9 protein-coding genes and 1 tRNA gene are annotated in these 14,450 nt (G+C 40.3%); 1 reads left to right on the top strand and 9 read right to left on the bottom strand.

All coding sequences use genetic code 11. From position 1 onward, the window contains the following. From HMPREF2987_RS10105 to HMPREF2987_RS10075, 7 genes are all read right to left on the bottom strand, one after another. A partial coding sequence (locus HMPREF2987_RS10105; RefSeq protein WP_075230436.1) for an SIALI-17 repeat-containing surface protein occupies positions 1-3,433 on the bottom strand: 3,433 nt, incomplete at its 3' end. Positions 3,434-3,806: 373 nt separating this feature from the next. After that, a complete protein-coding gene (locus HMPREF2987_RS10100) occupies positions 3,807-4,790 on the bottom strand; it encodes an acetylxylan esterase (RefSeq protein WP_075230435.1) in 984 nt (327 codons plus the stop codon). 514 nt (positions 4,791-5,304) lie between these two features. After that, positions 5,305-6,231: an ATP-binding cassette domain-containing protein gene (locus tag HMPREF2987_RS10095; protein ID WP_075230434.1), complete on the bottom strand. Its 927-nt coding sequence runs from the start codon at positions 6,229-6,231 to the stop codon at positions 5,305-5,307. Positions 6,232-6,241: 10 nt separating this feature from the next. Continuing rightward, on the bottom strand, positions 6,242-7,309 hold the full coding sequence (locus HMPREF2987_RS10090; RefSeq protein WP_075230433.1) for an ABC transporter ATP-binding protein: 1,068 nt from the start codon (positions 7,307-7,309) through the stop codon (positions 6,242-6,244). An 8-nt stretch (positions 7,310-7,317) separates the two neighbouring features. Beyond that, positions 7,318-8,244 (bottom strand): oligopeptide ABC transporter permease OppC, encoded by a 927-nt coding sequence (oppC, locus tag HMPREF2987_RS10085; RefSeq protein WP_075230432.1) that lies wholly within the window; start codon positions 8,242-8,244, stop codon positions 7,318-7,320. Continuing rightward, positions 8,244-9,740, bottom strand: a complete 1,497-nt coding sequence (locus tag HMPREF2987_RS10080; protein ID WP_075230431.1) for an ABC transporter permease — start codon at positions 9,738-9,740, stop codon at positions 8,244-8,246. The genes oppC and HMPREF2987_RS10080 overlap by 1 nt, the downstream gene beginning before the upstream one ends. Positions 9,741-9,805: 65 nt before the next feature. After that, entirely contained in the window at positions 9,806-11,785 is a 1,980-nt protein-coding gene (locus HMPREF2987_RS10075; RefSeq protein ID WP_075230430.1) for a peptide ABC transporter substrate-binding protein, read from the bottom strand. 180 nt (positions 11,786-11,965) lie between these two features. Here HMPREF2987_RS10075 and HMPREF2987_RS10070 point away from each other — a divergent pair. Beyond that, positions 11,966-12,036, top strand: a tRNA-Cys gene (locus tag HMPREF2987_RS10070). 92 nt (positions 12,037-12,128) lie between these two features. Here the strand turns inward: HMPREF2987_RS10070 and HMPREF2987_RS10065 are convergent. Together HMPREF2987_RS10065 and HMPREF2987_RS10060 are read right to left on the bottom strand one after the other, a co-directional pair. Further along, entirely contained in the window at positions 12,129-13,460 is a 1,332-nt protein-coding gene (locus HMPREF2987_RS10065) for a hemolysin family protein (RefSeq protein ID WP_075230429.1), read from the bottom strand. Positions 13,461-13,576: 116 nt separating this feature from the next. After that, complete coding sequence (locus tag HMPREF2987_RS10060; protein ID WP_075230428.1) at positions 13,577-14,407, bottom strand: DNA/RNA non-specific endonuclease; 831 nt, start codon at positions 14,405-14,407, stop codon at positions 13,577-13,579. Positions 14,408-14,450: the final 43 nt, after the last annotated feature.

The following is a 14,450-nucleotide window of genomic DNA, read 5'->3' as shown; positions in this document are numbered from 1 at the left end:
CTTCTACTGCGTTGACGCCGCCTTCGAACTCTGGGCTCTCTGCCTTAGCTCCTTCATCGCCATTGACGCCGCCTTCGAACTCTGGACTCTCTGCTTTAGCTCCTTCATCGCCATTGACTCCGCCTTCGAAGTCTGATGTGTCTGACTTAGATGCTTCTACTGCGTTGACGCCGCCTTCGAACTCTGGATTCTCTGCCTTAGCTCCTTCCTCGCCATTGACACCGCCTTCAAAGTCTGATGTGTCTGACTTGGAGGCTTCCACTGCATTCACACCACCTTCGAACTCTGGACTCTCTGCCTTAGCTCCTTCCTCGCCATTGACACCGCCTTCAAAGTCTGAAATTTCATGAACAGCTGCTTCTCCTTTTGAAGTTTCCACTGGAATATATTCTGGAACTTCATGGACTGCAGCTTCTTCACCATTGACGCCACCCTCGAAGTCTGAGACTTCATGGACTGCTGCTTCGGCACCATTGACGCCACCTTCGAATTCTGGGACTTCATTAATAGTTCCCGGTGGATTTTCTTCAACTTCTATTTCTGGAATTTCATGAACGGCTGCTTCCTCACCATTGACACCGCCTTCGAATTCTGGAAATTCATGAATTGCTGCTTCCTCACCGTTGACGCCACCTTCAAAGGCTGTATCCTCATGAACTGTACCTTCACCATTGACTGCGCCTGTAAATTCTAGAACTTCATGGATTTCTGCTTTTGCGCCATTTTTCCCACCAGGGACTCCTGCACCTTCAAGACTTACAGGCAAATTATGCATGCTCTCAATTGCGCCATCAATGATTTCTGTAATTTCTTGACCAATATCTTCCTTGCTAGCTGCAAATAACAAGGTTTTTGAATCATACTGAGTCAAGAAGGTAGCAAAATTCCCATTTGCCAGTTTAAGAACTGGTGGCTGATTCACCAATACTTCAGAATCAAATTCTAAAGCGATGACATTTTTGCTCATCTCTACAGCATTTTTCACAGTTGCTTTTGTTGGAGAAATTCTATCCTTGCTTAAGAAATCCCAGTTGAATTTCTTATAAGACAAGGTGTATTCATTTTGAGTGGCAGTTGCATGCTCATAAAGCAAACCAAATTCACCATTTCCAAGATCTTGCAAGGAGTTATAAGCAAATTTACCGCTTTGAATAGGATTGTGCTTGAGCCAAGTCAAATCTCCGTTAGCTTCCACACGTGCTACGTGTACCAAACCATTGTAACGTCCTGGTCCACCTGCGTTGCTGAGAACGATATATTCCTTACCATTTTGTACAGTGTGAACAGCAGACATTTGAACGTAGACATCTTTGACATCCGCATAGCGCTTCACATCTTTTTCCCAAGTTGCTCCGCCATCCTTACTTGTTGCAACCTGCAAATCTCCTGTCAATCCACGCATGAAGAGTTTGAGGTCTCCGTTGTTCAACTGAACAACAGTTGACTCCGTATTTTGAGCACCTGGATTATTCATGGTTGAAGAGTGAATTGTTTGGTTACCTACTGGACGGTTATCATTGACAGCTTCACCTGCTTGCCATGTTTCACCATGGTCATCTGAGTAAATGACGCGTGAAGATTGAGAACCACTGAGGTATGATACGTTATTTGTCGTGTAGACTGGGATAACGAGACGACCTTTGTGAGGTCCCGAATGCAAGGCAATACCTGTACCAGGTCCAGTACCTAAGAAATGCATCCAATCCTTACGAATGCCGTATGTAATATCTTTAGGTGCAGACCAAGTTTTACCATCGTCATCACTATAAGACATCCAGAGATAGTTTGTGTTTGAAACCCTAAAGATATTCTTTTCACTGTACTCAAAGTAAACATTACCGATTAGTTCCTCACCCTTGTAAAGGTCACCCTTATCGCTGTAGGCTGGTTGTTTAGGATCAACTACAACTCGATATTCTGTCTTTCTATTTTCAGGGTCGAAAACTTCACCATTTTCACGGATTGTATAACGTCCTGCATCACCTTGTTTGTACAAGACTTGGTATACCTTGTCTCCAATTTGTTCATAGGCTTGTGGTGCTTTTCCTGGAAGAGAAAATACAGCCTTACCTTCAAGGAACATATCATAAATTGAAAAGATTCTCTTAGTTTTCGGATCTTGGACTAGGGCCATGTCAATGTTGACTGGTGATGGCCATTCTGGATTCTTAGCCTTCTCATTGTCGCGAGGATTTGAGATAACAATTCTATCTCCCCAGGTTTTGCCCTTATCATCACTACGACGAACAACCATACCGATATCACCCCAGTCAGAGTGATGCAAGCGTCTTTCATCAGTTCCAGCAATTAAGGTTCCCTTATCAGTTTTAAGGAGGGCTGGAATACGGTAGCTTGCGATACCATCTTTATTTGGCTTGCGGTGATCACCACCTTCAAAAACGTCCAGTTTATCAGTAACTTCTGCTCCTTCCGGAAGCTTCTTCTCCAACTCTCCTCTTTCAAAAAGTTGGCTACGTTTTTTAACCTCTTCTTGTGAAAGGGCACGATCATAAACAGTTAGATTACGGACTTTAAGATTAGAGCCCCAGAAGTTTTTTCCTGTACGTTTCAATGTACCAATTTGCATACGGTTGACATCTGGCATATCTTGGATGAAACGACCAGACTTAGGACTTGTGCGCGACAAGACACCATTTACATAGACGCGAACCTGACCATTTGGTTGATCTGCATTTGGTCTTTCCACTGTAAAGGTTACAGAGTTCCACTGACCTGGCTTAATCTTCAGAGGAGCATCTTTATAATCTCCATAGAAATGATTTCCATTGGCATCACGACCTTCAACGATAGCTGTGTTATTAAGGATGGCCATGGTGAAGTATTCATTTACTTTGGTATCACTAGAAACCGAGAAAAGACTGTATAAATTAGGAGCAGATGCATCTGGCTTAAACTCCATATGGATGGTCGCATTTTGAAGTTTTTTAAGCTTGTCGAGCTCCTCTTTCATGTCAACTATTTGACCGTTTGAACGATTCGTTTCAACATCCTCTTTCTCAATAACAGTATTGACGTTTTCTAACTCTTTTGCATAAAAGTCACGAGGAATACTTCCAACTTCTTCGTCTTCACTATCTGTTCCCGGAGTTTCACTTGCCGCTTCTGTTCCTGTTGGTTTTTCAGACCCTGGGTTTGCTTGCAACTCTTCACGGTTGACTTCTGTTCCACTATTACTTACTGTAGTTACTGGATCTGCAGGCTTCTGATCTAGATTAGCTAGACTTCCTGTTTCTGCTTCTTTTGATAATTCTGGCAAAGCTTGTCCAGCTGTTTCACCACTGGTTGCTGGAGCTTCTTGAGCTAAAGCTGGTGAAGCACCAAAAACAACTGCTCCAATGACTACTGATGCCGCTCCAACTGCAAATTTTCGAATTCCGTACCGCTGTTTTCTATCAAAATGTCTCTGATTCATATTTTCCCTTCCGTTTTTAAAAAATAAAGCGCTTTCTTTTTTGCTTAAAATTTTTTGCCACCGAGGCTAAAGTAGCAAAAGAAACTGATCTGTTCAATGGGAAACCCCATCCTTTTACTGTGAACTACTGTTGCATGACATAAATTTCCGCTTTTATGAAGAAATACAACAGATTTTTGCTCCTTCCATAATTGATATTACACTTATTATATAATAAATATTACAACTTTTAGTCAAATCAATCTACAATGGATTCTACTTTCAAATATATTTGGAAGAATCAAACTATTTGAAACTACTTTCTTGCCATCCAAATACACTGAAAAGAACCCTGTAATTCATTCAAAATCACAGGGTACTTCTTCCTAAGCCTTTATTGAGCTACATAGGTAAATGGGATTTCACTGCCACACAACCAATTGTAAACTTGATCATTGACATGGACGTTCATAGCTTCGTGTGCGTATTCTGGCATCAGGCGATAGCTCTTCTCACAAGTCAAACGATTGTAGATAGCAAACTGAGTAATTGGATAGCAAACATCGTCATCAAGTCCTGTAATCATTCTCACCTCACCTTTGATTCGATGGGCAAGATTTTTCACATCGATATAAGCTAGGGTTTCCATAATTTGCTCCTCAGTTTCGTGGAAAGGATCATGAAACTTAAAGTAACGGAAGAGCTCATCATAAGCTTCGCTGGTATTTCCAATCTCAAGTACCCGTCTAAAGTCTGACAAGAATGGATAAATAGCAACTGTTCGCTTGATACGTGGATTGAGACCTGCAGCCACTAGAGCCAGTGCTCCTCCTTGCGAAGCTCCATAGCTTGCTAATTGGTCCTCATCTACTTGTGGGAAACTAGCGACAATCTCAACCAATTGATAGATATCTAGATAGACATCTTTATAGAAGAGTTGCTCTTTTCCTTCTACTGCACCACGAATGATTTGGCCCTTAACTGTATTTCCGAGAGGTGAGCGCAAGCCATCTTGTGAGTATCCAGATTGGCCACGAACATCCATAGATACGACACCATAACCAGCTACTGTAAAAGCTAGCATATCTGTCCAATCCCAGCAACGTCCCATATAGCCATGGAAGTGGAAAATGACAGGTACTTTCTTTTCTGATTTTGGTAAGACCATGCGAGCATAAACAAGGCCATCACGGGTACCTCTAAAAGTTAACTCATAACACTTCACAGTTGAAATATGAAAGTCACGTTCCTCTAGTTGGTAATCTGGCAAGACCGAAACCTTCTCAATCTCACCATCCCAAAAAGCGTCAAAGTCTTGCGGAACTTCATCTCTCCCTCTGTAAGTTTTCATTTCTTCAATCAATGCTGGATTTCTCATATAATTCTCCTTAATTTTTGTAACCGTTATCATAACTCTAGCACACAAAGTAAGGCAATGCAAGGTAGATTCTTAAATAGAAAGTGATTTTAATTTTGCAGCTTCAGCGAAGCGAGTCTGAAAGTAGTTTTATAAAATTCTATTCTAAGAGAACAAAAGGGTAACTCACTAACATTTGCTAATACTCAATGAAAATCAAAGAGCAAACTAGAAAGCGAGACGCAGGTTGCTCAAAACACCGTTTTGAGGTTGTGGATAAAGTCAGTAACACATATACGGCAAGGCGAAGCTGACGTGGTTTGAAGAGATTTTCGAAGAGTATAACTTCAATATTTTGTAGGATTTTCTTTCCCTTGTTCTGTCACTTACTTTCTGTTTCTTCTCCCCATACACAAACTACTTTTCAAGTAGTTTTGAAGAATCTTATTTCTCATACTTTTATAGAATCACTTTCCTACAAAAAAAGTTTCATAATCTCCATAGAATAGATCTATCAAGATTACAAAACTCTTTCTTATTTCAAATCTTTTTTATAGCGTTCCAACTCAGCTTGGTTCCCCCAAACATAATGACCTGGACGAATTTCAACCATAGACGGTTTGTCAGTCTCATAGTCATGTTGATCTGGATCATAAACTTTCAAGACTTTTTTACGTTCCAAGATCGGATCAGGGATTGGAACCGCTGATAGGAGAGCTTGAGTATATGGATGGATTGGATTGTTAAACAATTCTTCCGTCTCAGCCACCTCAACAATGACACCCTTGTAAATTACCGCGATACGATCAGAGATGAAACGAACCACTGACAAGTCATGGGCAATAAAGAGATAAGTCAAGCCCAATTCCTTTTGGAATTTCTTGAGCAAGTTCAAAACTTGGGCACGTACTGAAACGTCCAAGGCTGAAATCGGCTCATCAGCAATAACAAAGTCAGGTTGCATAACCAAGGCACGAGCGATACCAATACGTTGACGTTGTCCACCTGAGAACTCATGTGGATAACGTGTCAAGTGTTCTGCCAAGAGTCCAACTTCACGAATGATATTTTGAACTTTTTCTTTTCTTTCTTCCTCATCTTTAAACAGATGATAGTTGTATAGACCTTCAGAGATAATGTAGTCAACGGTTGCACGCTCATTCAAGCTAGCTGCTGGGTCTTGGAAAATCATCTGAATTCGACGGATTAATTCCGAAGCTTGTTCACGTGATTTCTTCCCGTTAATTTTTTGCCCTTCAAAAATGATGTCCCCATTGCTGGTGTCATTAAGACCGATAATAGCACGACCAATCGTTGTCTTACCACTTCCAGACTCACCAACAAGAGAGAATGTTTCTCCTTTGTTGATAAAGAAATTAGCATTTTTAACAGCTACAAACTTTTTGCTTCCTTCACCGAAGGAAATCTCTACGTCTTTAAGTTCTACTAATTTTTCAGACATTTCCTTCCTCCTAGTCCTCAAGATGATTAAAGCCCATTTTTTCACGAATCTTGTCGTGTAAATCTGCAATCACTGCTGGTTTTTCAACTTTTGGAGCTTGTTCATGAAGCAACCATGTTTTTGCCCAATGGGTATCAGATACTGCAAACTGAGGTGCTTTTTCTTCGAAGTCAATCTTCATCGCATAGGCTGAACGAAGTGCAAAAGCATCTCCCTTCAATTGAGTATAAAGCGATGGAGGTGTTCCAGGGATTGAATACAATTCCCCTTTATCATCAGCCAACTGTGGTAGACTTGACAAAAGACTCCATGTGTATGGGTGACGTGGATCATAGAAGATTTCTTCAACAGTTCCATACTCAACAATCTCACCAGCATACATAACCGCAACCTTATCAGCTATACTTGCTACTACTCCAAGGTCGTGAGTGATAAAGATTGTTGTGAAGTGATACTCTTGTTGAAGTGTCTTCAGCAAATCAATAATCTGAGCCTGAATAGTCACATCAAGGGCTGTAGTTGGCTCATCACAGATAAGAATATCTGGACGGCAGGCAAGTGCAATCGCAATAACGATACGTTGACGCATCCCACCAGAATACTGGAAAGGATACTCGTCGAAACGCTTCTCAGAATCAGGGATACCAACTTTGTTCATGTAGTCGATAGCCATTTCTTTAGCTTCTTGAGCAGTCTTGCCTTGGTGTTTAACGATAACTTCTGTGATCTGACTACCAATCGTTTTGATTGGGTCTAGGCTGGTCATAGGGTCCTGGAAGATGGTTGCAATCTTAGCACCACGAATCTGTTCCCAATCTTTATGGGAAGCGAGTGCTGTCAAGTCTTGACCTCGGTAATCAATGCTACCTTGAGCAATACGACCGTTTTCTTCCAACATACCTGTGAATGTTTTTGTCAAAACTGATTTTCCTGAACCAGACTCCCCTACCAAAGCGAGAACTTCACCCTCAATCAAATCAATGGAAACTCCTCGAATAGCTGTCAAAACTTTGTCACGAACGTCAAATTCCACGACAATATCTCGAGCAGTCAAAATTACATTTTTATTATTTGTCATTTCTACTCCTATCTATGTGTACGTGGATCACTAGCATCCGCTAGGTTCTGACCAACAATGAAAAGTGACAAGGATACCAAGACCAAAGTTGTCAATGGAATCCAGAAGAGGTAAGCATTTGTCGTTACGTTCTGAGAGTAATCTGAAATCAAACGACCCAAACTTGGAACTGTAATTGGCAATCCAAGTCCAAAGAATGAAAGGAAAGCTTCGTATGAGATAAAGGCTGGAAGCATTTGAGATGTCGTCGTAACGATAACAGATACCAATTGTGGCATAATGTTTTTTACAACAATCTTAAAGGTTGGTGTTCCAAGTGTACGTGAAGCAAGGTTATACTCCAAGTCACGATAACGCATGATCTGAATACGAATTGAGTAAGCAATACCAATCCAGGTAGTCACACTCATGGCAAAAATCAAGTTCCAGAAACCAGCTCCAATAGAGTAAGTCAAAACAATAACGATCAAAAGTGAAGGAATGTTGTTGATAACGTTGTAGACTTCCATCATGATACGGTCAACTGATTTTGAGATGCCCCAAATACCACCGACAATAACCCCAATTACAAGGTTGATAGATGTTGCGATTACCGAAATCAAGATTGAGTTACGAGCTCCAAACCAGACACCATCAAAGAGTGATTTACCGTTACTATCTGTACCGAACCAATGCTCTGCATTTGGCTTGATAAATCGAGCACTAAAGTCATTAACCTTACTTACATCGTTAAAGTCAAAATCAGAAAACATTGGGTAAATGAAACTCATCAAAACGATGGCAATCAAGATAGCGAGCATGATTACTGTTGATCTTTTTTTCATGAACTGTCTAAAGACAGAACCCCAGTATGAATAGGCAGGTGCATCAATTACTTCAGAGGCATAGTCGTCTCGTTTTACAAACTGAAATTTATCATTACTAATCGTAGACATTATTTGCCTCCTTTCTCTGTCAATTTAATACGTGGGTCAATCATGGTCATCCAAATATCCCCTACAAATAATGAGAAGATAGAGACACAGGTAAAGATAAATACAAGACCAACTACCATATTGTTATTTGATGCTTTTACAGAGTCAATCAACATTTTACCCATACCAGGAAAGGCGAAGACTGTTTCTGTCAGGGTTGCTCCACCAATAACACCAATGATAGATCCAGGAATTCCCGAAACCAATGGAACCATGGCATTTTTAAAGATGTGTTTGTTTGAAATTTCTTTCTCAGACAAACCTTTAGCACGAGCAAAACGAACGAAGTCTTGTGATTGCAAGTCAATCATATAACGACGAATCCAAATTGCCATACCAGGCGCACCAAGTAAGCCTAGAATCACTGCCGGAAGGACATAAGAACGCCAATCTCCAGCACCCAAGATTGGGAATGAATCAGGGAATCCAATTTTAGAACCAATCAAGCGGATGATATAAACTAAGGCAATGGTTGGAAGGGCCAACAAGAAGGTTAGAGTTCCAGTAGAGAAACTATCAATCCAAGAATTCTTATGACGAGCCATAGCTGAACCTAGCGGAATGGCAATAGAGTACGAAATTACAAGACCGATTAAACCAGTGATGGCAGAGCTTGTAATCATTGATGGGTACTGATAGTTGCTCTCAGTAGCTGTATATGGATCATCTTTACCGTAGTTGGCTACTTCACGAGCATCAGCCTGACTTGGAGATTTGTAGGTTCTTGAGTAGATATTAACTGAAGATGTTTTCTTACCAGTTGGGAATTGCACTTCTGATGTCTTAGTTTGACCTTGTCCTTGTGTGATAACTTGAAGCACAGGAGTATTAGCATAAGTTGGATATGAATCACCCAAATTCAAGTTCACAAAGTTTTGGTGAACAAATGGGAACTGACTATTAAAGTACAAGAGGTATTTATGTTTAGTCCCTGAACCTACCAGAGACCAGCCGATAGCGGGATCATTTTCAAAACGCAAATAACGCTCTAAGTTTGGATTTTCTGGGTCTTGAATCTTGTTTGTGTGGTCGATATCAAGCAAGTTTGCATAGAATTTGAACACACGTTCAAAAATAGGAATTTCACGTGTAGCGTAGAATTGTCCACTCTCTGTAAACTCACCTAGAGTCCAACCATTACCAAGTTGTTGGATATATTTTTCATAGATTGCTTTATTTGTATCATTTGCATCTACTGTAACAGAAGAGTCAATGCTACTAGCTTTTTCCTGCAACTCTTTCGTATCGTAATATTCGATATAACCCATACGCTCAAAGACAGTATTTTCATAGTTATCTCGTTTATCAGCCGTTGTCGCAATTTTATTGTAGTTAGTATCTTGTTTGAAGATCAACTTCCGTGGAACCATCGTATAGATGATTGTGTAAATCAAGGTCGTTACTAAGAAAATAGAAACCAACGACCGCAAGATACGCATAAAAACATATTTTTTCATATTATTTCCTTTAAAATCCCAAAAGAACCTTCCCCTTGTGGAGAGAAAGTTCTGATGAGCATTATTTATTTCACATGACTCGCTAACTCTTTTTGAGCTTTTTCGTTTGATTCAGCTTTTTCTTTGAGCCATTTTTCACGAGCTTCTTTGTACTCTTTGGTTGTTACAGTGTTAGCTTGCAATTGAAGATACTTGAAGTATACATCTGAACCTTTATCACCAGATTGAGTGTAAGAGGCTGAGAATGGTACTACACGAGAAATAACTGGTGCTGCTCCTGAAGATGACATAGCTGGAAGGAAGAGTGAGCTATCTGTCAACCAAGCTTGAGCTGCTGCATATTTCTCATAACGTTTGTTAAGGTCACTTGTTTCACTAGCTGCATCATCAACTAATTTGTCGTAATCTTTCAAACCAACTTGAGCAACCGCTGGGTTTGATGGATTGTCATAGCCCATGTAGGTCTTAGTTGTTTCACTATTAGTTGATTTCAAGATATCAAGGTAAGTCGATGGATCATCATAGTCTGGATTCCATCCAACAGCACCTGAAAGGTCCCAATCTTCTGCTGCCGCACTAGCAGCGTAGTACGTGATATTGTGTAATTCATCCGTAGTGATTTGTTGGATATCGATAACTACATTATCTGTACCCAAAGCGGTTTCAACAGATTGTTTGAATGATTGGATACGAGCGATATAGTTTTTAGATGTTTGGTCAACTGGAATATCCAAGTGGATTGGGAATTTCACACCATCTGCTTCAAGGTCTTTTTTAGCTTTAGCTAGTTCTGCTTTAGCTTTATCAGCATTGTAAAGACCATCTTGGCCATCCGCAAAGTTTACATCTTTCCACTCATCACCATAAGAAACAACTTTCTCAGTGACCAAGTCACCAAATGTTTTTTCACCTGCTGAAACAAATTCTGGTTTTACGAAGAGGTTACGGACAGCAAGGGCTGCTCCATCCTTACCATTTAGCTGAGCTGAATAAGCAGTACGATCAAAAGCAAAGTTCAAAGCTTGACGGAAATCTTTATTAAGAAGGGCTTTCTTAGTAGATGTTTTTTCTTCGTCAGTTGTTTTTGATGTGTACTTATAGCTTTGACGGTCAATATTAACACCCAAACCAGCAATACCAGCTCCCTGTGGGTTATAGTAGATATTATCTTTATATGTTTCTGCTACCTTAGAATAGTTTGAGCTAGTAGGGAAGAGACGTGCATAACTATATGCACCATTTGTAAAGTTACGCTCAAGTGACTCTTGGTCTGAACCATCATAATAAGAAAGTGTTACAGTATCGATGTGAACATTATCTTTATCCCAATACTGTTCATTCTTCGCAAATTCGATAGAAGACTTAGCCGTCAACCCTTTAAGCAAGAAAGGTCCATTGTAAAGCAATGATGTTGGGTCTGTTGCCTTACCAAAGTCTTTACCTTTTGATTTTTCAAACTCTGCGTTCAAAGGCCAGAAGATTGCGTAAGACAATTTAGAGTTCCAGTATGGTTCTGGTTGGTTCAATGTGTATTGAAGAGTGTAATCATCAACAGCTTTTACACCTACAGCAGAGAAGTCTGTATTGTTCCCTGATACATAGTCAGCCAATCCTTTAACAGAATTTTGTGCTAGGTAAAGAGCGGCTGATTTATTGTCGGCTGCGTGTTTCAAACCTGTAACAAAGTCATTTGCAGTTACTTCCGCATATTCTTCACCATCAGATGTGAGCCATTTTACACCTTTACGAATCTTATAAGTGTATGTCAATCCATCTTGAGATACTGACCAGTCTTCAGCGACTGCAGGAGTAAGGTTTCCATACTTGTCATTTGTAAAGAGTCCGTCAATACCATTTGAAGTGGCAACTTTTGTACTTTGTTTCCCAGAGATAAGGTAGTCCAACGTTTCTGGGTCAGCAGTATAAGTATAACCATAGGCTTTTGGCGCTTCAGCATTAGATGATTTTGAAGAACTGCAAGCTGCGAGAACACCTGTTGCAAGTAGGGCTACGCCTGCTACTGCAAAAATCCGACTTTTTTTCATATTACTTAACTCCTCTTTTGAAATTAATAAGATAATGCTTATTATACCACAACCACTTCAAAAAGTAAACGAATTTTCAGAATATTTTGTCGCTCACATTTTGAAAGTCGGAAAACTTACATTTTCAGAAAAGAAACTATTGACGAGAGCAGATTTTAAAGGTATAATAATAAAAGTTAAGGCGGTATAGCCAAGTGGTAAGGCACGGCTCTGCAAAAGCTTGATCGTCGGTTCAAATCCGTCTACCGCCTCTATGATTCAGAAGACTCCAAACGGAGTCTTTTTTGTCTTTTTTATAAAATGGAGAAGCTTTACTGGCAGAGGACTAGTAAAGCTTCTTTTGTTAATCGGTTTCTTCTTCCAGCTCAATTTCTGTGATTTGAACCTTCAACTTGGTCACACGGCCATTTTTGACTTTGTCATTAGTCAATGTAATGTGTTTGTTGGCACTTTCCAATTCATAGCTAAGCTTTTCAGTTGTTGGAATAGTCCCGACACCCGTCAAATAATAACCAGCGATTGTATCTACATCATCACTTTCAAGTTCAACATCGAAATAGCCATTGAAGTCGTTCAAGTTCATTGTTCCTTGGACGATGTATGTATTCTCACCAATAGTGTGTACGTAAACCTCAGCACGGTCAGTTTCGTCGTCAATCTCTCCGACAATCTCCTCAAGAAGATCTTCTAGTGTAACTAAACCAGCCATACCACCATACTCATCCAGAAGGATAGCCATCTGTCTTTGAGTGTTTCTAAACTCTTTTAATAAATCATCCACAAAAATCGTTTCAGGTACAAAGAGTGGATCTTGCAAGATTCGCTTCCAGACGATATTGTCAAACCCGCTGACAAAGGCTTCTTTAAGGAGGCTCTTGGTGTGAACCAAACCAATGACATTGTCCTTGTCTCCATCATAAACAGGAATACGAGAAAAGTTCTGTTTTAAGATGCTTTGGATGATGGTTTGAGTATCATCCTGAATATCAACCATAAAGGCATCTGTTCGGGGAACCATGACTTCACGTGCCATGAGTTCGTCGAGTGAGAAAATCCCCTGCAACATTTCAATTTCATCTGCATCCAAGGTTTCTTCACTCTTAGTTAGCATGTACTCAATCTCATCACGAGTCATTTTTTCATCTGCATCGTCAAATGTCATCGGTGTCAATTGACTCAAGAGATTAGTTGATGCTGAGAGCATCCAAACGAAGGGATTCACAATCTTACCAAGAGCAATAATAAACGGTACTGTTCTGATAGCCAAGGCATCCTTAAGATTTAGAGCAATTCGCTTAGGATAAAGCTCACCAAAAACAATAGAAATATAGGTCAAGAAAGCTAATGATAAGAAGCTAGCTACCGCATAGGCAGTTTCGCTATTCCCCATCCAAGAGGCGATTAACTCTCCAAGTGAATCTGCTAGTTTAGCCCCTGACAAGATCGTAATTAAGGTGATACCAACTTGAATGGTTGATAAAAAGTGATTCGGGTTTTCAAGTACCTTTAGTAAACGGATATAGCGTTTATCCCCCTCCTCAGCTTTTTGCTCAACACGTGAACGACTAAGTGAAACCATGGCCATTTCTGTTGCAGAGAAAAAGGCATTTAAAAAGGTCAAAACAACTAATAAAACAAATTGCAGTAACAAATCCTGACTGCTCGGGTCTTCCATTTTCCTTCTCCTAAATAGTATAATTGAGTCTATTATACCACATTTTTTCTCTTCTACACATTATTTTACGATTTCAATAGTTAATCCCCTATCTGATGTGATAAGGGATTTTTAGTCTATTTTGCTTTGGTAACGGTAACTTGACCTGTTCGGTAGTCAAGCTGAATTCCAGTTTGGACATTCGGAATGACGACGTTAAACTCCAACTCCCCATCAGAGGACTTGGCTTCAATCTGAGAAGCTGATGGTACCAAATCTTGCTCAGTAGCATAGAGTAATGTCACGCGGTAACGAACTCGTTTGTTTTGATCTAGAGCTTTTCGAACCAAGCTCTCATAGTAGTTTTGGCCTGTCGAATCTTCGGCACGCGCTTGGTTGGCCCAAGCTGTCTGAACTGCGATATTTTTAGGATTGCTAGTAGAAGCATCAAAGCCATCTAACCCACCGATCAAGGCATAGCCCAACAAATGCCCTCTATCGACCGCATGGTTGTAACTTCCCTTTAGATTCTTAACCTGATGCCAGCCTGCTGGCGTCCAAGGAGTCGAGCCATTCCCAGTCTCTTCACGATCTTTGTACTGTCTTGTCGCTTTTGACATAAGGGCATTAGCGACGGTTGGAACCGTCTCCCCACCTACAGTTTTTGTCTTGTTATCAGCATAGGGTTTGCTTGAAACCTTTGCATCCAAATTTGTCTTATTACCATTGACGATAAAGGCTCCTGCTCCATTCCATTCAAGAGAACCCTTAATTTGTTTTTTGATAGAAGCTGTCAGGACACTTTCAACTAATTCTTGACTTGGAGCATCCGATGCTTGCGACTTCTGCTTTACTTGCGTCTGAGGCGCAGAGTTGGAAGCCTGCATCTCCTTGATATAATAACTTCCTGCTGACAAGAGCAGAAAAAGCAAGAGACCTACTAGAGTCTGTCTAGTTTTTTTATTCATATTTTCTCCTTATACTCTTCAAAAATCTCTTCAAACCACGTCA

Origin of the sequence: Streptococcus sp. HMSC067H01 (assembly GCF_001814775.1) — a bacterium.
GTDB lineage: Bacteria > Bacillota > Bacilli > Lactobacillales > Streptococcaceae > Streptococcus.
This window is presented reverse-complemented; position numbering and strand designations above follow the sequence as displayed.

Excerpts from the sequence above, each read along its gene's own strand:
- HMPREF2987_RS10100 (WP_075230435.1), bottom strand. The coding sequence starts at position 4,790 with ATGAGAAATCCAGCATTGATTGAAGAAATGAAAACTTACAGAGGGAGA.
- HMPREF2987_RS10095 (WP_075230434.1), bottom strand. The coding sequence starts at position 6,231 with ATGTCTGAAAAATTAGTAGAACTTAAAGACGTAGAGATTTCCTTCGGT.
- HMPREF2987_RS10090 (WP_075230433.1), bottom strand. The coding sequence starts at position 7,309 with ATGACAAATAATAAAAATGTAATTTTGACTGCTCGAGATATTGTCGTG.
- oppC (WP_075230432.1), bottom strand. The coding sequence starts at position 8,244 with ATGTCTACGATTAGTAATGATAAATTTCAGTTTGTAAAACGAGACGAC.
- HMPREF2987_RS10080 (WP_075230431.1), bottom strand. The coding sequence starts at position 9,740 with ATGAAAAAATATGTTTTTATGCGTATCTTGCGGTCGTTGGTTTCTATT.
- HMPREF2987_RS10075 (WP_075230430.1), bottom strand. The coding sequence starts at position 11,785 with ATGAAAAAAAGTCGGATTTTTGCAGTAGCAGGCGTAGCCCTACTTGCA.
- HMPREF2987_RS10065 (WP_075230429.1), bottom strand. The coding sequence starts at position 13,460 with ATGGAAGACCCGAGCAGTCAGGATTTGTTACTGCAATTTGTTTTATTA.
- HMPREF2987_RS10060 (WP_075230428.1), bottom strand. The coding sequence starts at position 14,407 with ATGAATAAAAAAACTAGACAGACTCTAGTAGGTCTCTTGCTTTTTCTG.